Below are 22,739 nucleotides of genomic sequence, written 5' to 3' on the forward strand. Positions count from 1 at the left end.
GTTCACTCTATGCGGAGCATAATAACGACGGCACGGAGGCTGTCAACCATTGAAAGACTCTAGAGTTTACAGTTGGTTAAAAAACAACCTTGCAAGCTATTGCCTGCTATGCGGTTTGAAAACACGCCACCGCGACCCGGCGCTGTGCACTGGTTGCCTGGCTGATTTACCCTGGCTGCATACCGCATGTCGCCAGTGCGCCCTACCCATTCCTCAAGCAGACAGCCTTTGCGGCCAGTGCCTGAACCGGCCACCACCCTTCATACACGCCACGGCGCCGCTGCTCTATCGATTCCCGGTAGACGCGCTCATTCCAGCCTTCAAATATCACCGCCAGGCCGCCTACGGCAGACTACTCAGCCAGCTCATGCTAATGCGCCTGACCGACTATCTGGAGCAGCACCCTGAGCGCCGACCAGATCTGCTGGTGGCCATGCCCATGCACCCCAGGCGACAGGCACAGCGCGGCTACAATCAAGCCTTCGAGCTGGCGCGCCCGCTGGCACGTGGACTGAGTATCAGTCTGCACTTGCAAGCACTAGAGCGCGTTCGTGACACTCAGCCACAACAGGGGCTCAATGCGCGCCAGCGCCACAGCAACCTGCAAGGCGCCTTTCATTGCGCAAATACAGCGGCGATCAGAGACCGCGACATCGCACTGATCGATGACGTCATGACCACCGGAGATACCGCCGCTGAGGCTAGCCGAACCCTGCTACGCAGCGGCGCACGCTCAGTACAGGTGTGGTGCGCCGCCCGCACGCCGTGAAACAAACGGCTACGGACGATGGTTACCAGTCGCCCCGCGATCTGTGACACCATAGATGCCCTTTTCAGCGACAGGCGAACCGGCTATGGACGCGCACCATCCCTTTGCTTTGCTGACTCCCGACACTGTTCTCGACGCAGTGGAGTCGCTGGGCTTTGTCTCCGACGCCCGCACTTTGACGCTTAACAGTTATGAGAACCGGGTGTTTCAAGTGGGTATCGAAGATGCCCAACCCCTGATTGCCAAGTTCTATCGCCCGCAGCGCTGGAGCGACGCGTCAATTCTGGAAGAGCACCAGTTTTCGCTTGAACTGGTCGAGCGCGAAATACCGGTGATTCCGCCCATGCAGATCGGCGGCGAAACCCTGTTCGAGTTCGCTGGTTTTCGTTTCAGCCTGTTCAAACGCTTTGGTGGGCGCGCCCCCGAATTTGAAGACCCTGATCACTTACTGATGCTGGGTCGTCTGGTCGGTCGCCTACACGCCGTCGGTGCCATGCGGCCCTTCGAACATCGTCCAGAACTGACAGTGCAAAGCTTCGGCGTCGACAGCCTGGCCTTCCTGCGCAGCGCCAACGTGGTGCCTGCCGGATTGCAGGCCGCTTATTTTTCGGTTGCTGATGACCTGTTGAAGGTCGTGGCCGAACGCTTTGCCCAGCACCCCTGCAGTACCCTGCGGATGCACGGCGATCTGCATGTGGGTAATCTGTTGTGGCGCGACGAGAGCCTGTACATGGTCGATCTGGATGATTGCCGGCAGGGACCAGCGATCCAGGACCTGTGGATGATGCTCTCCGGTGAACGCGACCAGCGCCAGGCTCAGATTGCCGAGCTGGCCGACGGCTATAACGAGTTTTACGACTTTGACCCATCGCAACTGGCACTGATCGAGCCGCTGCGTACTCTGCGTCTGATTCACTACAGCGCCTGGCTGGCTCGGCGCTGGGACGACCCGGCTTTCCCCATGCACTTTCCCTGGTTCGCCAGTGAACGCTACTGGGCCGATCAGATACTGACGCTACGCGAACAGCGAGCCGCACTGGATGAGCCGGTGCTTCGGCTGTTCTGATCTGACTGTATAAGAAACATCAATGGCCGTTCCCTCAACGGGAACGAGTCAATACACTGCTTCGCGTTCAAATTAGAGGTGACTGCTATGTCCGAAATGCTCATTGACCAACGCAACCTGGCCTTCGAACTCTACGAAGTACTGGATGCCGAAGGTTTGACCCAGCGCCCACGCTTTGCCGACCATAACCGGGAAACCTTCGATGCGGCCATCGGCACGGCGCGTACCATCGCAGAAAAGCTGTTTGCCCCGCACAACCGCAAAAGTGATGAGAACGAACCCAAGTACGTTGACGGCGCGGCCGAGCTGATCCCCGAGGTCAAGCCAGCGGTAGACGCCTTTCTGGAAGCTGGCTTCCTGAATGCGACCCGCACCTTCGAGCAAGGCGGCATGCAGATGCCAAATTTGCTCTCGCAAGCCTGTTTTGCCCATTTCCAATCAGCTAACGCGGCCACCTCCTCCTACCCCATGCTGACCATGGGCGCGGCCAATCTGATCGAGAACTTTGGTACCGAAGAGCAAAAAGAGCGCTTCCTGCAGCCAATGATCGAAGGTCGCTTCTTTGGCACCATGGCGCTGACTGAGCCGCATGCCGGCTCCTCGCTGTCGGACATTCGCACCAAGGCAGAGCCCGCCGCTGACGGCAGCTACCGCCTGAAGGGCAACAAGATCTTCATTTCCGGTGGCGATCACCCGCTGTCCGAAAACATCGTACACATGGTGTTGGCCAAGCTGCCCGATGCGCCGCCCGGGGTAAAAGGTATCTCGCTGTTTATCGTGCCCAAGTTTCTGGTCAACGATGACGGCAGCCTGGGTGAGCGCAACGACGTGGTACTGGCAGGCCTGTTCCACAAGATGGGCTGGCGCGGCACCACCTCTACGGCGTTGAACTTCGGTGACAAGGACAACTGCGTCGGCTATCTGGTTGGCAAGCCACACCAGGGCCTGGCCTGCATGTTCCAGATGATGAACGAAGCGCGCATTGGCGTAGGCATGGGCGCGGTAATGCTTGGCTACGCCGGCTACCTGTACTCTCTGAACTATGCCCGCGAGCGTCCACAGGGCCGCTTGCCCGATGGCAAGGACCCGACCGCCCCTCAGGTGTCGATCATTGAGCACACTGACGTCAAGCGTATGCTGCTAGCCCAGAAATCCTATGTTGAAGGCGCTTTTGATCTTGGCCTGTATGCGGCCCGTCTGTTCGACGATACCGAAACCCTGGAAACCGAAGCCGATCGCAAGACGGCGCTGGAGCTGCTCGATCTGCTGACGCCCATCGTCAAGGCCTGGCCATCGGACTACTGTCTGAAAGCCAACGAACTGGCTATCCAGATACTCGGCGGTCACGGCTACACACGCGAATACCCGGTTGAGCAGTATTACCGCGATAACCGCCTGAACCCGATACATGAAGGCACCAACGGCATCCAGTCGCTGGATCTGCTGGCACGCAAGGTAGTGATGAACAATGGCTCGGCACTCAAGCAGCTGTCGGCACTGATTCAAGCCACCTGCAAACAGGCTGCCGTCCATGCTGAGCTGAACGAGCTGCGCGAGCCCCTGGAGAAGCTACTCGCGCACCTGGGTAAAGTAACAGTCGCGCTGCTTGGCGATCTGGGACAAGGCAAGGTGAATGAGGCACTGGCCAACTCCGCACTCTACCTCAAGGCCTTTGGTCACATGGTCATCGGCTGGCGCTGGCTGCAGCAGGCAGTGCATGCGCAACAAGGGTTGAGCAAGGGTGTTGAGGCCGATGTTGCCTTTTACCAGGGCAAACTTCAGGCGGCGCGCTACTTTCTGCTGTGGGAAGTGCCTTCCTGCCACCACGACCTGAACGTACTGGAAAACCGAGACGCTACCTGCCTGGACATGCAGGATGAATGGTTCTGATAGCGTGACCCGGATCTGATCCAGTGCATCGCAACAGGCCACCTCCAGAGGGTGGCCTGTTGCGTTTCAGGATTCGGAAACTTTACGCCGCAGCGCGGGTCAGCTTCCCAAGCAGGAGCCAGGCGGCTACCCTTCAGGTCAGGCCAAATCAGGATTACCGTTAATGTTGCGCTTTCTGTCATCGATCATGCTCTGCCTCTTTCTCAGCACCGGCGTTCTGGCCCAGGAAACTCCGACGCCTGATGACCTGAGCGAACGCATCGACAACGTCAATGCCAGCATTGAAACGCTGAACAACAGCTCGCTGGCTGAACCCGACAAACGTGAGCTGAATGACCTGTACCAGAGCACGCTGAACTACCTCAAGCAAGGTCTTCAAGCCAAAGAAGATCAGAATAACCTGCAGCAGGAAATCAGTAACGCACCGCGCGAGACGCAGAGCATTCGCGCTAAACATAACCAGTTGGCTAAACGCGACACTTCCGGCGGCGCGCGCAAGGACAACTTTCAGGCCTTGAGCCTGCATGAACTGGAAACCAAGCTGGCTGACCAGGTCAATCAGATGTTCACCTGGCAAAACGAACTCACCGCCGTTAACGGTGAACTGATTGCAGCGCAGACGCGACCTGAGCGCACCCAGGCCAGTGTCTCGGAGAACCAAAAGCGCGCGCAAGCTGTTGCCGACCAGCTGCGCTCCCTGCAACGCCAGCCGCCTACCCAGCAAAGCCGTGCGCGGATCGATATGTTGCAGGCCGAGCGTGACTATTTGCAGCTGACCAACGACCTGCTGCGCCAGAAACTATCCGGAAACAATGCGCTGCAAGACCTGGCCACGCAGAAAAAGAATCTGCTGAGCCTGCAGATCCGCCAGATCGAAGACGACATTAAAGTATTGCAGGACGTCATCAACGAGAAGCGTCAAAGCCAATCGGAAAAAACGGTCAGCGACGCCACGCTACCCGAACAGGAAACACAGAATCAGGTGCTGCAACAGCAAAGCAGCATCAACCGCGGATTGAGCGAGGAGCTCCTTTCAGCAACCAGCGAGATCGGTGACCTGACCCGACGAAATATCGAAACCAAGCAGCAGACCGAACACCTGTCACAGGTCGACAAGGCGTTGGAACAGCAGATAGACGTGCTCGAAGGCAGCCTGCTGCTATCACGCATCCTGCATCAACAGAAAAATGCCCTACCCAAGGTTAATATTGACAGCCGTATCGCTGACCAGATTGCCGATCTGCGTCTGCGCCAGTTTGAGCTCAACCAGCATAGCGATGAATTGAGCAATCCAGACGCCTACCTGAACAACCTCTTATTGCAGATTCCGGTGCGCCAGCGCGATACGCTGCGGCCCGGCCTTGAGCAAATGGTTAACAGCCGGGTGACTCTGGTTGAACAGCTGAACAATAACATCAATACCCTGATCAATCTGGCCATCAGCCTGCAAATCAATCAGCGCCAGCTGCAGCAACTGAGCAACGACCTGCAGCGCACCATTGATGATCAACTGTTCTGGGTAGCCAGCAGCCGTCCTCTGGACAAGAACTGGGTGCTCGACTTCCCCGCCCAGGCCAAGCGTCAGGTAGAGAGCCTGCACCTCAAGCAGGTCGCAGAGAACGTGCTTAGCACCTTGAAAAAGCATTACCCCTGGGTAGGCGGCTTTGTCATTTTTCTGGGGCTTTATTTCTGGCGCAAGCCAAGTATGCGCCGCCGGCTAAATACTCTGAATGACGAAGTGGGTCACTTCCGCCGCGATAGTCCCTGGCACACACCGCGCGCACTGGTGCTGACGCTGTTACTGATAAGCCCTATTCCGATCGCCTTGATAAACCTCGGGTTGATCATGCACTTGGGCCACGAAGCGGCTATGCCCTCACTCGGGCTGGCATTGCTCAAACTTAGTCTGGCCTGGGTCGTGCTGCATCTGCTGTATCGAGTACTGGACCCACGGGGCATTGCTGTTCGGCATTTCCATTGGGACGACAAGCTGGTTCAACGGCTGCATGTGCTGACCAGACGCCTGGCCTGGATACTCATGCCGCTGGTACTGGTCTTTGGGCTTCACGGCTCGTTACCGGAGCAAATGGGTGGAGACGCGCTAGGTCGCGCCATCATGTTGCTGGGCATGTTTCTACTGGCCGGATTGCTTGGCCGCATCATGTGGCGCAGTGAGCCACTCTATGATTCGCGGGTTCTGCATTTCAGCGCCACCGTAGTGTTGATTATCGCCCCCCTGGCACTCGCGGGCCTGACCGCCTGGGGCTACCACTACACCGCAGTCAAGCTGGCTGAACGCTTTATCGATAGCCTCTATTTGATCGTGCTCTGGATGCTGGTCGAAGGTACCGTGGTGCGCAACCTGAACGTCGCTGGACGCCGGCTCGCTTACCAGCGCGCAGTCGCCAAGCGACAGGCCGCAGAGGCCCGCGAGGGTCAGGATAGCGAAGTCCCCTCTGTTGAAGTACCGGAAATGAACATTCAGCAGATTAACCAGCAGTCGTTACGACTGGCCAAGCTGGCACTGGTGATCCTGTTCACCGTTGCGCTCTACTTTACCTGGGCCGACCTGATCAGTGCCGCGTCCTATCTGGAGTCAGTCACCCTCTGGCAATACTCAGGCGACGGCGTCACCGCCGGCGAAGCGGTACCCATTAGTGCCGGCGATATCCTCGGCGCACTCATCACCCTGATTCTGACCTTTACCCTTGCGCGCAACCTGCCGGGGTTATTGGAGATCCTGGTACTGTCGCGCATGGAGCTGCGGCAAGGCACCAGCTACGCAGTTACCACCCTGCTGAGCTATGTCATCGTCGGCTTCGGTCTGGTCAGTGCGCTCTCTTCCTTGGGCGTGAGCTGGGACAAACTGCAATGGCTGGTCGCGGCTCTCGGCGTTGGCTTGGGCTTTGGTCTACAGGAAATTTTCGCCAACTTTATTTCAGGCTTGATCATTCTGTTCGAGCGCCCGGTGCGTATTGGTGACGTAGTCACCATTGGGCCCTTGTCCGGCACTATCAACCGCATACGCATCCGTGCCACCACTATCACTGATTTCGACAATAAAGAGATCATTGTTCCCAACAAGAACTTTGTTACCGAGCAGATCATCAACTGGTCACTACAGGACACCATCACCCGCGTCATTATCAAGGTTGGCGTTGCCTATGGCTCCGACGTGGCCAAGGTTCGCCAATTACTGATGCAGATAGCAGCCAATAATGCCCGGGTGTTGAAAGACCCTGAACCAATGGTGCTGTTCCTCAATTTCAGCGACAGCACACTGGATCACGAACTTCGCGTGCACGTGAAAGAGCTGGCTGATCGCAACCAGGCGACTGACGAAATCAACCGCGAGATCGACCGCCTGTTCAAGGAAAACGGTATTGAGATCGCCTTCCGTCAGCTGGATATCAATCTGCGCGACAGCAAGGGTCTGGAAAAACTGGTACACAGCTATCGTATAGACGAACCGGCTGATCAGAGCAGCAAGGCTCTACCCACCCGCCGCCCTGATCCTGATCCGCAAACCCCGAGCGATAGAGCCGATGATGAACCGGGCGACGGCTCCCCCCCCATGTGACCCTGTGCCCTGCCCAATGCCGCTGGCTTGCCGGAAAGCCAGCGCTGGGCGCAAAATACGCGTTATCTTCAACCTTGCTGAGTCACATGTCATGCCCAGAGCTGCCGAACTGAAAAAAGGCCATATCGTCCAGATCAACAACCAACCCTACATCGTCAGCCAGATCGAGGTTAAAAGTCCTTCCTCACGTAGCGGAACGACGCTGTACAAGGTGCGTTTCAACCATGTGCAGACCAAGCAGAAACTGGATCAAAGCTTTACCGGCGACGACATGCTCAGTGCCATCGACTTTCAAAAGCGTCAGATGCAGTTTCTGTTTCAGGATGCCGATGGTTATACCTTCATGGATAACGAAGACTTCGCCCAGTTCACCCTGAGTACAGACCAGCTGGAAGCTGAGCTGGACTACCTGTTTGAAGGCATCGAAGGCCTTTACGGATTGCTGGTAGAAGGCAACCTGGTCGGTATCGAACTGCCTGCCGTAGTCGAAATGCCGATCGAAGAAACACCGCCCGCGATCAAGGGTTCCTCCGCCAGCGCACGCACCAAAACCGCGCGCTTTGCCTCCGGACTGGAGATACAGATTCCTGAATATCTGGAGACCGGTGAAGTGGTCCGTATCAATACCGAGTCCGGCAAGTTCATGTCGCGCGCCTGACGCAACATCAGCACCGCCTGGGTCGGACCTGCCAAGCGGTCCGGCCAGCCCAGTCCATTACCGTCTTAGCTTCAAGGAGTAACGCATGTCACAACAGCCGCACATTATCGAACCCGCCACGCAGGCCACCAGTTGCGTAATCTGGTTGCATGGCCTCGGCGCAGACTGCTTCGACTTTGTTCCGGTGGTGGCTGCGCTCGGGTTACCGCAAAACCACGGTGTCCGCTTTGTCTTTCCACAGGCACCTACCCGTCCGGTGACTATTAACGGTGGCATGCCGATGCCCAGCTGGTATGACATTCTGGGCATGTCGCCAGCCAGAGCAATCAATCAAGCGCAGCTGGATGAGTCCGTGGCCACGGTCAAAGGCCTGGTCGCCGACCAACAAAGCAAAGGCATCATGCCCTCGCGCGTCATTCTTGCTGGCTTTTCCCAGGGTGGTGCGGTCGTACTGACGACGTCAGTACAAAGCGAGCTCCCCCTGGCTGGCGTAATGGCGCTGTCGACCTATGGCCCTGATCTGGGTGCAGTGCTGGAACAGGCCAAACAGGCTCCCAAACTAAACGTGTTCTGCGCCCATGGCAGCGGCGATGAAGTACTACCCATGAGCATGGGACGCGAAGCCCATGACTTGCTGCAGGCAGCAGGTCATCAGACCGAGTGGCACCAATACCCCATGGGCCACGAGGTATGCCCGCAGGAAGTTGCCGACATTCGCAGCTGGCTGGTAGAGCGCCTCGGGCTTTAGGCCCTGCTGGCGTTTCGCCCCAGGCACACAGTCGTCACCTGATCAAAAAACAACCTCCGCAAGGCTTCGCTAACGCGCGGCCTTGCTTTACACTGGCGCATCATTTTTGTTCACATAATCGAGAGACGCCTGTGCTCAAAGCACTAAAGAAACTATTAAAAAAACCAGAAGAACAAGCCGCACCGCCTGCCGCACCTGTGATGGAACAGCACGAACGGCCTAGCAAAATGACTAAGCAGCCAGCCGATAACGATCACGCCACATCACGCTCGCCGCGCGCTGCAGCAGACAAACCTGCAGCCAAAAAGCCACGCGCACCACGCCAGCCGCGAGTAGAGCCAGCGCCGGAAAAGCCCTGGAGCATCACTGACTTTCAGGTTGAACCCGCCGCCGACAAGACCCGTTTCCACGATTTCCCGCTACCCGACTCGGTCATGCGCGCGATCCAGGATCAGGGCTTCAGTTACTGCACACCCATTCAGGCTGCCGTGCTGGGCAACACCCTGAAAGGTCATGACGCCATCGGTCGGGCACAAACGGGAACAGGTAAAACCGCTGCCTTCCTGCTTTCGACCATCACCCAGCTGCTGGAAACACCCGCTCCTGACGAGCGCTTCATGGGCGAGCCGCGAGCGCTGATCATTGCGCCGACCCGCGAACTGGTCATGCAAATCGCCAACGACGCTGAAGGCCTGACCAAGCACTGCCCGCTGAACGTCATGGCCTTTGTTGGCGGTATGGACTATGACAAACAACTCAAGCAACTGGAAAAACGCTACTGCGATATTCTGGTGGCGACACCGGGGCGTCTGCTCGACTTCTGTAATCGCGGCGAGATACATCTGGATCTGATCGAAGTGCTGATTCTCGATGAAGCCGACCGTATGCTCGACATGGGCTTTATCCCGCAGGTCCGTCAGATCATCCGGCAGACGCCGCGCAAAGGCGAACGCCAGACCCTGCTGTTCTCCGCCACCTTCAGCGATGACGTAATGAATCTGTCGCAGCAGTGGACGGTAGATCCAGCGATCGTGGAAATCGAGCCGGAACGCCCCGCCTCCGAGAACATTACGCAAAAAGTATATGCCGTCAGCGGCAAAGACAAATACAAGGTGCTGTACAACCTGGTCACTCAACTCGATCTTGAGCGGGTCATGGTCTTTGCCAACCGCAAGGATGAGGTGCGTCGAGTGCAGGAGCGTCTGGTACGCGACGGCATCAATGCAGCGCAACTATCCGGCGATGTGCCACAGCAAAAGCGCGTGCGCACCCTGGACAATTTCCGCGATGGCAAGCTGCGCGTGCTGGTAGCGACCGACGTTGCTGGTCGTGGCATTCACATTGACGGCATCAGCCATGTGATTAACTACACCTTGCCGGAAGATGCGGAAGATTACGTCCACCGTATTGGCCGCACCGGTCGCGCCGGCGCCAAGGGCACCTCAATCAGCCTGGCCGGTGAGGACGACGCCTTTCAGGTGCCGCAGATCGAAGAACTGCTTGGCAGCAAGCTGGAATGTATTCCACCGGAGGAGCACTTCCTCAGAGCCATTCCACAAAGCCAGCAGACCACCGAAGAGAAGGCCGCCAGCGACGCCAATGAAGCAGAGCAGGCAGCCGCAGCCGCAGCCAGTCGCAAACGCGCTTCGGGGCGTCGCGACCGCCCTCAAGGCCGCCGCTGAATGCATTGAGCCTCAGCTAAGGTTATCCAGGCTGAGGCTCAAACGCCCGCAAAAAATCAAGCGCCTCAACTCCAAGCCAAGCGCAGACACCTGCGTTTTGCTGCGTCTCGCGTACAGCCAAACGCACCCCGACAGCGCAGGAACTAAGACCAGCAAGCAGCGTTGGGTGGACAGCGAAAAAGCGCGGGGAGAGTCGATCTAGAAAGGCAAAAACCGCCTGCTTCAGCGCAGGTTGGCCAATGACTATATCCTGCTTTTTCCACACCTGCCCAGCGCCATTCGTCTATTTCGGGCTTTTTGCAAAATATGCCCCGCGCACGCTTGTGAGAGTCATATTCTTTGCGTTATATGTCGCTTAACCGGCCCACGCCAACAGGTGATCCCTTGATACCCATTGGTTTGCGAGTCGGCCTTGCGGACTGCCAGGTGCAGCTCAAGCGCCTGATACAGACCAAGCGTCAACGGCCCTTGCGAGGTAATAGCATATGGAAGCGTGCGGACCTACCGAACACACCTTCTACGTCCTTGATACCAACGTCCTCATTCATGACCCCAACGCGCTGCTGAATTTCGAAGAACATCACGTCGTCATACCCATGACCGTTCTGGAAGAACTGGATAAGCTCAAGTCAGGTAAAACCAGCATTGCCGCCGACTGCCGTCAGGCTATCCGGCTGATCGACAAGACCCTGGGGGTGGCTCCACCGGACCAGGTCGACAAGGGCGTCCCCATTGAGCGCGGCAAGCTTGGCCCCAACGGCACACTCGCCATCCTGATGGAAAAAAACGCAATCCCCGCCCACTGTCTGCCCAACGATTTGAATGACAACAAGATCATCAATCAGCTCTGCCACCTGCAGAACCGCTACCCCGATGGCCGAATCGTGCTGGTCTCCAAAGACATCAATATGCGTCTCAAGGCGCGCGGCTGCGGTATTGATGCAGAGGATTACCATACCGATCAGCTGCTCGACGATATCGATTTGCTGGCGCGTGGTTATCATCAGGTTGAGGGCTCTTTCTGGGACCGCGTCAACAAGGTTGAAAGCCGTCAGCTCACCGGCCAAACCTTGCACAACGTGCAGTTGATCGACAATCTACCAGCGCTGCACCTGAACGATTTCATCATTGACGACCAGGGCTTCATCGGCTGGGTCAAAGCCATTGATGGCGGTCACCTGACCATCCGGGATTTGCATCAGGAGCCGTTGCTACATCAGGAATGCTGGGGGCTCAGGCCGCGAGACATCTTCCAGGCACTAGCCATGTTCGCGCTGCTGGACCCGGATATTCACCTGGTTAACCTCACCGGTGCGGCCGGTTCGGGTAAAACGATCTTGGCCCTGGCCGCGGCGATAGAACAAACCATGGTGACCAAGACCTACCGCCGCATCATCGCCACTCGCAGCACTCAGGGGTTGGATGAGGATATTGGCTTTCTACCCGGCACTGAAAAGGAAAAAATGGAGCCTTGGCTGGGCGCGATTACCGATAACCTTGAAGCCCTGCACATGGATGATGAGAGCACCCACGGCAGCGTGGACTACATCCTCGACCGCGTACCATTGCAGTTCAAATCACTGAACTACATCCGTGGCCGCAGCTTCCAGCAGAGCTTCATTCTGATCGATGAAAGCCAGAACCTGACCCCACATCAAATCAAAACCATCATTACCCGCGCCGGCACCGGCTCCAAAGTCGTCTGCCTGGGTAATCTGGCGCAGATCGACACCCCCAACCTCAATGCCACCAGCTCGGGCCTGACCTACCTGACCGAGTGTTTCAAAGACTTCCCCCACGGTGTACACATCCACCTGCAAGGCGTACCACGCTCTGCACTGGCTGAGTACGCAGAAACACACCTCTAGGATATGGCGCCGGCCCTTGGGCCGGCGCCAAATAGCGGCACAAGCTTCAAGCTTCAAGCTTCAAGCCATAAGCTGAAAGCTGAAAGCTGAAAGCTGAAAGCTGAAAGCTGAAAGCTGATTGTGCCCACTGCTCTAGCTCATTCCAGGGGCAATTCGAGAAACTCCGACTCACCCTCTATTGAGCCTGGACTCAAAACCCACCACATCGCAAACTGCTTCTAGCTTCTAGCTTGTGGCTTCTAGCTTGCGACTTGTAGCTTGTAGCTTGCGGCTTGCGGCTTGTAGCTTGCGGCTTAAGAGGCTTGCAGCTCGCCTTTAAGGCATAATACTGGGCATGCAGACGACAGGAGCCAGCCCATGCTAATGGTTATTTCCCCCGCCAAGACCCTTGATTACGAAACACCGCCGATTACCAAGAAAAGCACCCAGCCACGCTTCCTGGACCACAGCGCCGAACTGATCGACGTGCTCAAAGAGAAATCACCACAGGACATCGCCAAGCTGATGTCGCTGTCCGACAAGCTCGCCAGCCTGAATGTGGCCCGCTATGGCAGCTGGGAGCCCGAGAGCACGCTTGAAAATAGCAAACAGGCATTGTTGGCGTTCAAGGGTGACGTTTACACCGGTCTGAATGCCGAGGACTTCAGCAGTGATGACTTCGCGTTCGCGCAAGAGCACCTGCGCATGCTATCCGGCCTTTATGGCGTGCTACGTCCGCTCGACCTGATGCAACCCTATCGACTGGAAATGGGGACCAAGCTGGCCAATCCACGTGGCAAGGACCTCTACGCCTTCTGGGGCGAGCGCATCAGTGAATGGTTGAATGCTGACCTTGAGGCGCAAGGCGACCAAGTGCTGCTGAACCTGGCTTCACAAGAATACTTTGGCGCGGTAAAACCCAAAGCGCTGCGCGCCAGGGTTATTGATACGGTGTTCAAGGACTGCAAGAACGGCCAGTACAAGATCATCAGCTTTTACGCCAAGAAAGCACGCGGCCTGATGGCACGCTACGTCATCAAGGAGCGCTTGCAAGACCCCGAGGGCCTGAAGGACTTCAACACCGATGGTTACTACTTCGACGCCAGCGCCAGCAGCGAAAACAAGCTGGTCTTTCTGCGCGACGAACAACAGTAGTCCTACCTCAGGCTCAATCGCTCACTGCGCTGACACTATTCAGGCCTTACGCCTCAATGGGGCTGTGTCGGCGCAGCGATCGCGATCAACCACCACCAACGTGAGCCTAAACGCGGCTGGTGGCGTGCATGGCTCACATAAAACGACAGCCAAATAGCAGCAAAAAATCAGACTGGTATTATCCCGGGTTTTCATCGAACTAGGGAAAGACGGGTGAACAAGGCAAAGGACTTTGTAGCAAGCTTTTGGGCCAACCTGGACGGCTGGATCATTTTTTTCAACATATCCAGCGGTCTACTCCTGGGCACTACTGTCGGCATCATTTTCGCCATATGGTTACAAAAACGCGGCTACCTGGCACGCGCTAATCGCTGGCATCACTGGCTACTCAAACTGTATTTCCTGGCGCTACCCTGTATGGGGGGCTTTGTTGGCGTGCAGGCAGGAGTGCTTTACGCTGTTGAAAAGCAGCTGCACCGCGAGATAGACCGACAGGAGCCTGCAGTCCAGCAGATGAGTCTCGCCATCATGGCCAACTTCTATCTATACGCTGATAGTGTTGCGCAGGACTACGACCTAACCCAGTACACCTCGCTGTCTCCCCGGGACGCACTGCTGCTGATGGTCGATAATTACATGGCGACCAACCCCATTCAGGTGTTCGAAAACCCGGAAGAGCTGGGCCTGCTGCAGCGCTTTACGCAAAAGGTACTCGAGCGCTCAGCCAGAGCCCAACTGGTCTGGCTGGTTGATAAAGTGATCATTGAAGATATAGTCGTGCGCAAAGGCGCCGAATATACCCCCTTCAGCGCTGATACCATCGAAGATATGACCGACGAGCCGTTCGATACCCTGTTCAGCGCACGCGCCATTCTCGACTTCACCAAACGCCAAGTCAGCAAGATATGGTTCAGCTACTACGTTACAGTCGCACTGCAGTGGCTTCTCGTGATGACGTTGATTGGTATTGAGTTTGGCGTTTCTCGATACTTTGGCCAGTGGCGGCGCAAACGAGAGCCGACAGCAGATAGTGCTGGCAATGACGAGGCTTTGGTAGCGGGGCAGTAAACTCGAACGGCTAATACAGGCCCGCATCGATGCAGATGCAGGCCGGTATTAGCCCATGTAAGGCTTCTTAGCATTTAACAGCAAGGCTATGCTCGCTGCTTGCACACACCGAACGAAAATCCAGATAGTGCTCCAGCACCTGGTCCGGCGCTTCGACCTGCGGATAGTGGCCTATATTGTCCAGTAACACGGTGTCAGCCTGCGGAATCAGCTCGCGATAGCGCGCCACCATGTGAGCGCCCGAGACCGGATCTACTGCGCCGTCAATAACCCTCATCGGCACCTCGGTACGCTGCATGGCATCCACCCAGCGGTCGCGTTGCACCTTGCGTTCGGCTATATAACGAATCAACAGATGCATCACCTTAGGCCCCTGATTGAACTCCATCATGCGCCAAAAGCCGTCCATCTCCTGCTGGCTCGGTTGCGTCTGAGGTCCAAAAATTCTGCCAAAGGTCTGCGCCATGTTCTCGCGCTGGTAACGACGCCCAACGAGAAAGCCAATAGGGCTCATCAATAGCTTCTGCAAACGGACCGGACGATGCGTTTCCGGAAACAAACCGCCGTTTAGAAAACACACCGAATTCAACCTGCCCGGCCCAACAAACTCTCGCGTCAAAAGCTCCTGAGCCACGCTATCGCCATAGTCATGCGCCAGAATATGGTAGCTGTCCACACCGAGATGACGGAGCACCTCCTGCAGCAAGTCGGCCTGATCCAGCAAACTGTAGTGGTAATGCCGTGGCTTGGCTGAAAATGCAAAGCCCATCATATCGACGGCAATCAGCCGGTAACGACGGGCCAGTGAGTGCCAGAGATAGTGCCAATCCCAAGAGCCGGAAGGGAAGCCGTGAATCAACAACAAAGGTTCACCCTCGCCTGCCACCCAGTAGCGGGTTTTGTAACCTCGATAGTTGAACTCGCGCCCCTGAACGATCCAGTCGTCCAAGGGAATGCCGCTGAGTTTATCCATCCGGTTAAACGTCAAAACCAGGATTTACACGCTGAATTTTGCGCAGCAGCGCAGGCCACGCGATCCCGGCACCAGCACCTTTGGTAACCGCTTTCATACTGGCCGCGGCGCCATCCAGAACAGCCTGCGGAATGGGAATCAGCTCGGCGTTCTGTGCTTGTGCTCGTACTTGAATTTCACAGCAGCGCTGCAGGGTGTACATGGTCAGAAAGGCTTCAGCAACCGATTTACCACACACCAACAAGCCATGGTTGCGCAGTATCAAATTGTTGGCGCGCCCCAGGTCTGCCTGCAGGCGAGGTTTCTCTTCAGCGTTCAGCGCAACGCCCTCATAATCATGATAGGCAAGGCTGCTGAGCACAAAAATCGACTGCTGAGAGATGGGCAAAATACCTTCTTTCTGCGTCGACACAGCGATACCGGCGGCAGTATGGGTGTGCAATACGCAATTGGCATCGTGACGTATTTCGTGGATCGCACTATGAATCGTAAAGCCGGCGGGATTTACGTCGTAGGGCGACTCCACTACCTTGTTGCCCTGCAGGTCAATTTTTACCAGGTTGGATGCAGTCACTTCCTCAAACATCAAGCCATAGGGGTTGATCAGGAAGTGCTCGGTGCCCGGAATCTTGGCGGAGATATGGGTGAAGACCAGGTCGTCCCAACCGTACATGGCAATCAGCCGATAGCACGCCGCCAGCTCAACCCGGACCTGCCACTCTTCAGGACTGACGTGCTCTTTGACGCTCTTTTCCACCAGTGAATGTACTGCGTTCATCGGGCAATCCTCTTTTGTTGGAATAATGTAAAGGCCCCCTTGTGGGCCGCTGCCGGTACAGGACATCCCCCAGTGCATGCGGCATACTATGGGATATTCAGTATGAGAGGGAGTCTAGACGGTGACGGCGAAGCGGACTGTCAAACACTTTACAGTGTCTGGCATGCAGGACACTGATCGCCTGGCCAAGCTGCTGCAGAAGAATCGCTGGTTCAGCGAACTGCCGCAGGATGTGCTGGATGAAATGCTGGCCCTGGCCAGAGTGCGTACGCTGACTGACGGCGAATTTGTCTATGCCAAGGACGATCAGCCGGACGGTTTATACGGCGTTATCAGCGGCGCAGCGCGTATCAGCAATATTGGCCCCGATGGTCGCGAAGCAGTGCTGGCCGTATTGACACCCGGCAGCTGGTTCGGCGAAATATCGCTGTTTGATGGACTACCCCGCTCCCACGACACCATCGCCAGCGGCAATACCGAACTGCTGATGATTCCGCGCGTCGGCTTTCAACAGATACTGGAGCGCCGACCGGAACTCTATCCCTTATTCATGAAATTGCTGTGCCGGCGCATCCGTATCTCTTTCGCCATGTTGGAAGACAGTGCTTTGCTGCCGCTTTCATCGCGCCTAGCCAAGCGCTTGCTCATGCACGCGCACAATTACGGCCAGACCGATGATGAGGGCGGGCGTCCCTGTGTGCAGCTCTCACAGGAATCACTGGGGTTGATGCTCAACAGCTCGCGCCAGAGCATCAATAAGTTACTCAAACGCCTGGAGAGCCTGGGCTGGCTGCAGATTCAGTATGGTCAGATCCTGATCCTGGATGAGGAGCGGCTGACCCAACTTGCCAGTGGTGCGCCGCTGTCCGCCAATGCCGGCTGATCAGGCTTTTAATGCGGCTATAAAGCGCCCAACCCAGGGCTCTGCGTCGGTTTCCGGCGTCACGGTCTCGCTGGCGTCCAGCCTCAACAGTGGCTCGACCTCACGGGCCTGCAGCTCCAGCAGTAACTCGCGAAACTCCTCGCCAGCCTGGCAAAAGGTATCGCCATAGGCAGCATCGCCAAGAGCGATCACGCCAAAGGGCATGGCTGTCAGCAACGGAAAGCGGTCGCGCATCTCATGAAAGAGCGGCACCAAGGGTTCAGGCAACTCGCCCATGCCGGTGGTAGAGGTGCAGACCAGTAACGCCTCGGGCTGCAACGCGAGCAGCGCGTCCAGATTCAATAATCGCAACCGACTGACCCTGAGCCCTGCAGCCTCACACAGGGCTTGCGCCTCATCCGCGACCAGGTCCGCCGTACCAAATACAGTGCCGCTAAGAATAACCAGATGCATTACTCCACTCCCCTCTCACTCGATTCATCAATCCCGCTATTATGCCGCAAAGCACTCAGCGGGGCGCAGCGCAGCTGGACAGTCCTGCCCACTGCTATAGAATGCCGAAAAGCATAAAGGAGTCTGTGTACACCATGATCAATGCCAAATTACTGCAGCTGGTGGTCAACGCGTCCAACGACGGCATCGTAGTCGCCGAACAGGAAGGCGACGACAACATTCTTATTTATGTAAACCCTGCATTTGAAGCGCTGACCGGTTACAGCGCGGATGAAATCCTCTATCAGGACTGCCGTTTTTTGCAGCGCGGTGATTTTGACCAGGAGGGCTTAAGAATCATTCGCGAAGGTATTGTGAAAGGTGAGCCTTGCCGCGCCGTGCTGCGCAATTACCGTAAGGATGGCAGCCTGTTCTGGAACGAACTGTCGATCACTCCGGTGTTCAATGAAGCCGACCGATTGACCTACTTTATCGGCATTCAAAAAGACGTATCGGCCCAGATTGAAGCCCAACAGAGAGCCGACGCGCTTGAAAAGGAACTAAACGAATTACGCGGAGCACCAAGTTGATAGCCGGCGCTATCAACCGACCTGCCTTCATTTCAACTAGCAAGATAACCGCCAAGCAACTGGCGAACTCGCTCGGTTAGCGTACCTTGCACCAGCCCCAGGCTACTTATCTGCGCCTTAGCCAGAGCCGTGCTCTGTAATTCACAGCACGCCCCCAACACCGCTACAGCACAGTCCAATTGTTGACTCAGTCGCGGCAACTGACGGGTCAACAGGCTGTTATCCAATGCCAGGTCACTGAATAGCAGCAAGCCCTGATAGCGCCCGCTCTGGGTCATGATCAATAAATCTTCTGCCGCTGGCAAGGACGTCAGATAGGCGATATTCAGATCGGCCTCAGCCAGAAACAGGGACGCAACCAGCACTTCCACTTCATCCTGGGGTGGCTGCAAACCAACCAGCATGACACTGGGGCGGTCGGGACGGACAAAAGCAATCCGCTGCAATAGACGGCCGCGCAAAAATCCATCCAGCAGCGCCCACTGCGCAGTCGAGCCGGGCTGCCCAGCTCGGGTACGATACTGCCGCCACACGGGCAGCAACACATCGTTGCATACCTGCGTAAGCGTCCAGTGCGAAAATAACAGGGAGTAGGCTCGTTCAAGCTCAAGCACATCCCCACTGGCAACCGCATCCATCAAACGGGTGCGCGCTGCGAGCACATACTGCTCTGCCTGATCTTCTATGTGCGCAGCTGTTGCAGCGCTCAGCGAGGGCTGCGTCTGCCGGTCAATAATAGAAGCCACCTTGCTGACCGGAACGCCTCGACCAATCCAGCTGACGATCGCCTTGACCCGCTCAATATCACGCATTGAGTAGAGACGGTGACCACTCTCGGTGCGCTGCGGTACTAACAACCCATAGCGCCGCTCCCATGCGCGCAAGGTCACCGAGTTAACGCCAGACAAGCGAGATACCTCACGTATGGGATACAGCGTATCGTTGGCCAGAAGTGGGCCAGAAGCATAATCAGTCATTGTATGGTCACGGGCGGCGGGTCGCCTTGGCTCTCGGATCAGTTGTACGAGTATTGTACATAATATTACGATTTTTTGCGGCAACGCTGGCACACTGATCTGATAGCAACTACAACGTAATCACCAATAGACTGATGCCAAGCGGGTTGTGCGTGTTAACATGAGTAATTCACACCGCTGTTGAACGATGCTGTCCATCTTGTACAGCCCATCAAAACAACCGCATCTATACACCTATTACTGACTCAAGTGAGCTATGAGCCAAGCCACAAGTATACTCATTACGGGTGCCGCGCAGCGGGTCGGCCTGCATTGCGCCAAACGCCTGGTAGAAGATGGACACAGGGTCATCATCAGCTGCCGAGCATTGGATGAGCAGCGTGACGCTGCACTACCGGAAGGTGTTGAAGTACTGCTCGCCGATTTTTCTACCACGGCAGGCATCCAGGGGCTGATTGATCAACTGCATGAGCGGGCCGTCAGCCTGCGCGCAATTATCCACAATGCGTCTATCTGGATGGGCGACCAGGAAGGTCATGCTGCACTGCAGCAAATGTTCATGGTGCACATGCAAGCCCCCTACATGATCAATAGCCAGTGTGCAGACCTGTTCCCTGCCGATGCAACCGGGGACATCATTCACATCAGCGACGATGTAACCCGCAAGGGTAGCGCCAAGCATATAGCTTACTGCGCCAGTAAAACAGGACTAGAGGGACTATCGCGCTCCTTTGCCGCGCAACTGGCCCCACGTATCAAGGTCAACTGCATCAACCCGGCCTTGATCATGTTCAATGAAGACGATGATGCCGACTATCGAGCCAGCGCACTGGCCAAGTCGGCAATGGGCATGGAGCCCGGCCCCGAGGTGGTTTACCAGTCGGTTCGCTATCTGCTGGACAACCCCTACACAACCGGAACATGCCTGTCGCTAAATGGCGGCCGGCATCTTAAATGAGCCGACGAGAAGACATTATGAGCCTGGAAAAGCTGTCACAGAACTATCTGGAAGTACTGACCAATCTGGGAGAAAACCCCGAGCGCGAAGGTCTCAAGGGCACACCTGAACGTGCGGCCAAAGCCATGCAGTTTCTCTGCCACGGCTACAACCAATCACTGGACGAGATCGTCAACGGCGCGCTCTTCCAGTCTGACAATGATGAGATGGTCATCGTCAAGGATATCGAGCTTTACTCGCTGTGTGAGCACCATATGCTGCCCTTTATCGGCAAGGCGCATGTCGCCTACATCCCCACCGGCAAGGTGATTGGCCTGTCGAAAGTGGCCCGCATCGTCGACATGTTCGCGCGGCGACTGCAGATCCAGGAAAACCTGACCCGACAGATCGCCGAAGCACTGCAGCAGGTCACCAATGCACGCGGCGTCGCAGTGGTCATCGAAGCCAAGCATATGTGCATGATGATGCGCGGCGTAGAAAAACAGAATTCATCCATGCATAGCTCGGTCATGCTGGGCGACTTCCGTAACTCGGTTAATACCCGGCAGGAGTTCCTGCAGCTGATTGGTCGGAACTGAGATGAGCATACTGGCACCGGGCCTGGCCCGCATCCGCATCAAGGACCTGCGTCTACGCACCTACATTGGCATCAAGGATGAAGAAATCCACAATCAGCAAGACATCCTGATCAATGTGACCATACTCTACCCGGCCGACGATGCTGTCGCCGTCAACGAGATAACTCAGGCGCTGAACTATCGCACCATCACCAAAGCGCTCATTGCCCATGTAGAGGGCAACCGCTTTGCCCTGCTGGAGCGGCTGACCCAAGAGCTGCTGGACATAGTGATGCAGCACCAACAAGTGCACTATGCGGAAGTCGAAGTAGACAAGCCGCACGCACTGCGTTTTGCTGAATCGGTATCCATTACTCTGAGTGCACAACGCAACTGACGCGGCCGATTGACTTTGGCTGATTGCGTTTTATGCTTGGCGCACCTGGTTGTCAGCCATCAAGGGTGCGCTGACATAAACAACATAAGCTGATGAAAACCGGAGTTGATGATGACCCAACAGGAACGTCTTGAACTTGAAGCGGCAGCCTTCCGTAACCTGGTCAGTCATCTGCGTAGCCGCAAGGATGTGCAGAACATCGAGCTGATGACACTCGCAGGCTTCTGTCGCAACTGTCTGTCCAAGTGGTACAAGGGGGCAGCAGACGATATGGACATCGAGCTAAGCATGGATGAAGCACGTGAAGCCATCTATGGCATGCCCTACGCTGACTGGAAAGCCAAATACCAGACTGAAGCCAGCCCGCAGCAACAAGCCGCCTTCGAACGAGCGCAGAAACAGGATAAAGCATGACCCCCGAGCAGTTTGTCGCCCGCCTGGGCAAGCCAGAGCACCAATTCGCGGATACCCTCAGCTTTATCGAGCAACACTATCACTATCAGCCCAGCGCATTTGCGAACGGCGCCGTACACAATACAGAGGACCAGAACCAGGGCTCCTGCAAGGTATTGGCAGCGGCGCAGGACCTGCAGCTAACTGATCTGCAGACACTGCAGTGCTTTGCCGAGCACTACCGGTCTGTTCTGGACAACCCCACCGGCAGCGATCACGCCAACATTCGCGCTTTCATGAATAGCGGCCTCAACGCAGTATCATTTAACCGCCAGCCGCTGACCCGGCGATAACTGCGTTCACGCGACCAGGAGACTCCATGACAGTCAAACAGCTGTCCCCTAAAGGGGACTTCCCGTCTTGCGGTTTGATCAGGCGGCTGGCGGCTGCGGGTTACGACCTGCTGTTATTACTCGCCGTACTCATGGTCGCGACCTTTGCCTACCTTGGCATCTACATCGGCATATACGGGGAGGCGACAGCCCATCAGCAAGCAGACGCGGGTGGCTTTATTGGTGACCATCTGCTCAGCGTGATCATCATCATCGTGACTACCGGTTTTTACCTGCTGTTCTGGACTAAAAAAGGCCAAACCCTGGGCATGCAGGCTTGGCGTATCCGCCTGCAGCAACCGAACGGGCTCTCGATCACCCGCACGCAAGCATTAATCCGGCTGTTGGTTTGCCAGCTTTCCTGGCTCTGTGCCGGCCTGGGATTTTTCTGGCAACTCGTGGACAATCAGTCTCGGACCTGGCACGACATAGCGTCCAATACGCAACTGGTCGTTCTGCCAAAGGGTACTTTCAAGAAGTGAAGCATTACCTCGGTAACTATTTTTAGCTCATCAACCCCATGCGTATGGCTTCCTGCACGGCCTGCGCACGACTACTGATCCCCAGCTTGGCGTAAATTTTTTTAATGTAACTTGTTGCCGTGTGATAACTCACACCCAACATATCGGCCGCCTCAGCCGTTTTATAGCCGTTACCAATAACCAGCAAAAACTCACGCTCGCGTTCGCTGAGTTTTGCCACTTCCTCATCCGGAGAACCCCCAGGGCGCCAGCTACCGGTTCCCGAAGCCTGTTGAAAGAAGCCCAACATACGTTGTGCAATCTGCGGCGATAACGGCGGCACACCATGGGCTACCCCCTCTAGCCCGGATTTCTCATAGGTCCCCAGCAAGTCTCGCAGACTGTGCGGGTTACCGCCATTACCGCTCATTGGCGGCCGTGACTGATCAATAATCGATCAATTCCTGTTGTCCGGACACACGGCC

At 56.3% G+C, this 22,739-nt stretch carries 23 protein-coding genes; 18 read left to right on the forward strand and 5 right to left on the reverse strand.

Features of this window, described 5'->3' with window-relative positions:
- The first annotated feature begins 49 nt into the window (after nucleotides 1-49).
- The 10 genes from H4J77_RS12660 (at nucleotide 50) to H4J77_RS12705 (ending at nucleotide 14,463) form a co-directional block, all read left to right on the forward strand.
- Nucleotides 50-769 (forward strand): double zinc ribbon domain-containing protein, encoded by a 720-nt coding sequence (locus tag H4J77_RS12660; protein WP_182248655.1) that lies wholly within the window; start codon nucleotides 50-52, stop codon nucleotides 767-769.
- A gap of 85 nt (nucleotides 770-854) precedes the next feature.
- Entirely contained in the window at nucleotides 855-1,835 is a 981-nt protein-coding gene (locus tag H4J77_RS12665; protein ID WP_123889151.1) for a serine/threonine protein kinase, read from the forward strand.
- Between the two features lie 87 nt (nucleotides 1,836-1,922).
- On the forward strand, nucleotides 1,923-3,725 hold the full coding sequence (locus H4J77_RS12670) for an acyl-CoA dehydrogenase (protein WP_182248657.1): 1,803 nt from the start codon (nucleotides 1,923-1,925) through the stop codon (nucleotides 3,723-3,725).
- 163 nt (nucleotides 3,726-3,888) lie between these two features.
- A complete protein-coding gene (mscK, locus tag H4J77_RS12675) occupies nucleotides 3,889-7,305 on the forward strand; it encodes a mechanosensitive channel MscK (protein WP_182248659.1) in 3,417 nt (1,138 codons plus the stop codon).
- Between the two features lie 91 nt (nucleotides 7,306-7,396).
- A complete protein-coding gene (yeiP, locus tag H4J77_RS12680) occupies nucleotides 7,397-7,963 on the forward strand; it encodes an elongation factor P-like protein YeiP (protein WP_123889148.1) in 567 nt (188 codons plus the stop codon).
- A gap of 85 nt (nucleotides 7,964-8,048) precedes the next feature.
- Nucleotides 8,049-8,711: an alpha/beta hydrolase gene (locus H4J77_RS12685; RefSeq protein ID WP_123889147.1), complete on the forward strand. Its 663-nt coding sequence runs from the start codon at nucleotides 8,049-8,051 to the stop codon at nucleotides 8,709-8,711.
- A 131-nt stretch (nucleotides 8,712-8,842) separates the two neighbouring features.
- The gene (gene rhlB / locus H4J77_RS12690) at nucleotides 8,843-10,393 is read left to right on the forward strand and encodes an ATP-dependent RNA helicase RhlB (RefSeq protein WP_310734975.1); all 1,551 of its coding nucleotides are present in this window, start codon (nucleotides 8,843-8,845) and stop codon (nucleotides 10,391-10,393) included.
- A 485-nt stretch (nucleotides 10,394-10,878) separates the two neighbouring features.
- A complete protein-coding gene (locus H4J77_RS12695) occupies nucleotides 10,879-12,261 on the forward strand; it encodes a PhoH family protein (RefSeq protein WP_123889145.1) in 1,383 nt (460 codons plus the stop codon).
- 357 nt (nucleotides 12,262-12,618) lie between these two features.
- Nucleotides 12,619-13,395 carry a peroxide stress protein YaaA gene (yaaA, locus tag H4J77_RS12700; RefSeq protein ID WP_182248663.1) on the forward strand — a complete coding sequence of 259 codons (777 nt, stop codon included), beginning with the start codon at nucleotides 12,619-12,621 and terminating at the stop codon, nucleotides 13,393-13,395.
- 213 nt (nucleotides 13,396-13,608) lie between these two features.
- Nucleotides 13,609-14,463, forward strand: coding sequence for a hypothetical protein (locus tag H4J77_RS12705; RefSeq protein WP_182248665.1), 855 nt, complete (start codon nucleotides 13,609-13,611; stop codon nucleotides 14,461-14,463).
- A gap of 67 nt (nucleotides 14,464-14,530) precedes the next feature.
- On the opposite strand, the gene H4J77_RS12710 is transcribed toward H4J77_RS12705, so the two are convergent.
- Together H4J77_RS12710 and H4J77_RS12715 are read right to left on the reverse strand one after the other, a co-directional pair.
- Entirely contained in the window at nucleotides 14,531-15,436 is a 906-nt protein-coding gene (locus tag H4J77_RS12710; RefSeq protein WP_182248667.1) for an alpha/beta fold hydrolase, read from the reverse strand.
- Nucleotides 15,437-15,440: 4 nt separating this feature from the next.
- Nucleotides 15,441-16,214, reverse strand: coding sequence for a class II aldolase/adducin family protein (locus H4J77_RS12715; RefSeq protein ID WP_182248669.1), 774 nt, complete (start codon nucleotides 16,212-16,214; stop codon nucleotides 15,441-15,443).
- Between the two features lie 163 nt (nucleotides 16,215-16,377).
- Here H4J77_RS12715 and H4J77_RS12720 point away from each other — a divergent pair, with 163 nt between their 5' ends.
- Nucleotides 16,378-17,097: a Crp/Fnr family transcriptional regulator gene (locus H4J77_RS12720; protein WP_182248671.1), complete on the forward strand. Its 720-nt coding sequence runs from the start codon at nucleotides 16,378-16,380 to the stop codon at nucleotides 17,095-17,097.
- Here H4J77_RS12720 and H4J77_RS12725 read toward each other — a convergent pair whose 3' ends face one another.
- Nucleotides 17,098-17,550, reverse strand: a complete 453-nt coding sequence (locus H4J77_RS12725; protein ID WP_123889139.1) for a flavodoxin domain-containing protein — start codon at nucleotides 17,548-17,550, stop codon at nucleotides 17,098-17,100.
- A gap of 134 nt (nucleotides 17,551-17,684) precedes the next feature.
- Between H4J77_RS12725 and H4J77_RS12730 the strand changes: the two genes are divergently transcribed.
- Nucleotides 17,685-18,119, forward strand: a complete 435-nt coding sequence (locus tag H4J77_RS12730; RefSeq protein ID WP_123889138.1) for a PAS domain-containing protein — start codon at nucleotides 17,685-17,687, stop codon at nucleotides 18,117-18,119.
- 32 nt (nucleotides 18,120-18,151) lie between these two features.
- On the opposite strand, the gene H4J77_RS12735 is transcribed toward H4J77_RS12730, so the two are convergent.
- Nucleotides 18,152-19,096 carry a MerR family transcriptional regulator gene (locus tag H4J77_RS12735; protein WP_123889137.1) on the reverse strand — a complete coding sequence of 315 codons (945 nt, stop codon included), beginning with the start codon at nucleotides 19,094-19,096 and terminating at the stop codon, nucleotides 18,152-18,154.
- A gap of 256 nt (nucleotides 19,097-19,352) precedes the next feature.
- Here H4J77_RS12735 and folM point away from each other — a divergent pair, with 256 nt between their 5' ends.
- The 6 genes from folM to H4J77_RS12765 all read left to right on the forward strand — a co-directional run bounded on the left by folM (nucleotide 19,353) and on the right by H4J77_RS12765 (nucleotide 22,275).
- Nucleotides 19,353-20,054, forward strand: a complete 702-nt coding sequence (gene folM / locus H4J77_RS12740) for a dihydromonapterin reductase (RefSeq protein WP_182248673.1) — start codon at nucleotides 19,353-19,355, stop codon at nucleotides 20,052-20,054.
- A gap of 17 nt (nucleotides 20,055-20,071) precedes the next feature.
- Nucleotides 20,072-20,632, forward strand: a complete 561-nt coding sequence (gene folE, locus H4J77_RS12745) for a GTP cyclohydrolase I FolE (RefSeq protein WP_182248688.1) — start codon at nucleotides 20,072-20,074, stop codon at nucleotides 20,630-20,632.
- Nucleotide 20,633: 1 nt separating this feature from the next.
- Nucleotides 20,634-21,008, forward strand: a complete 375-nt coding sequence (gene folX, locus H4J77_RS12750) for a dihydroneopterin triphosphate 2'-epimerase (protein ID WP_123889135.1) — start codon at nucleotides 20,634-20,636, stop codon at nucleotides 21,006-21,008.
- Nucleotides 21,009-21,119: 111 nt separating this feature from the next.
- Entirely contained in the window at nucleotides 21,120-21,422 is a 303-nt protein-coding gene (locus tag H4J77_RS12755) for a DUF1244 domain-containing protein (protein WP_123889134.1), read from the forward strand.
- The gene (locus tag H4J77_RS12760) at nucleotides 21,419-21,754 is read left to right on the forward strand and encodes a HopJ type III effector protein (protein WP_182248676.1); all 336 of its coding nucleotides are present in this window, start codon (nucleotides 21,419-21,421) and stop codon (nucleotides 21,752-21,754) included. The genes H4J77_RS12755 and H4J77_RS12760 overlap by 4 nt, the downstream gene beginning before the upstream one ends.
- Before the next feature lie 26 nt (nucleotides 21,755-21,780).
- Nucleotides 21,781-22,275 carry an RDD family protein gene (locus H4J77_RS12765; protein ID WP_182248678.1) on the forward strand — a complete coding sequence of 165 codons (495 nt, stop codon included), beginning with the start codon at nucleotides 21,781-21,783 and terminating at the stop codon, nucleotides 22,273-22,275.
- 22 nt (nucleotides 22,276-22,297) lie between these two features.
- Here the strand turns inward: H4J77_RS12765 and H4J77_RS12770 are convergent, their stop codons facing one another.
- On the reverse strand, nucleotides 22,298-22,684 hold the full coding sequence (locus H4J77_RS12770; RefSeq protein WP_182248680.1) for a response regulator transcription factor: 387 nt from the start codon (nucleotides 22,682-22,684) through the stop codon (nucleotides 22,298-22,300).
- Nucleotides 22,685-22,739: the final 55 nt, after the last annotated feature.

The sequence above is a fragment of the Pseudomonas sp. 5Ae-yellow genome, assembly GCF_014077575.1.
Taxonomy (GTDB): Bacteria; Pseudomonadota; Gammaproteobacteria; order Pseudomonadales; family Pseudomonadaceae; genus Halopseudomonas; species Halopseudomonas neustonica.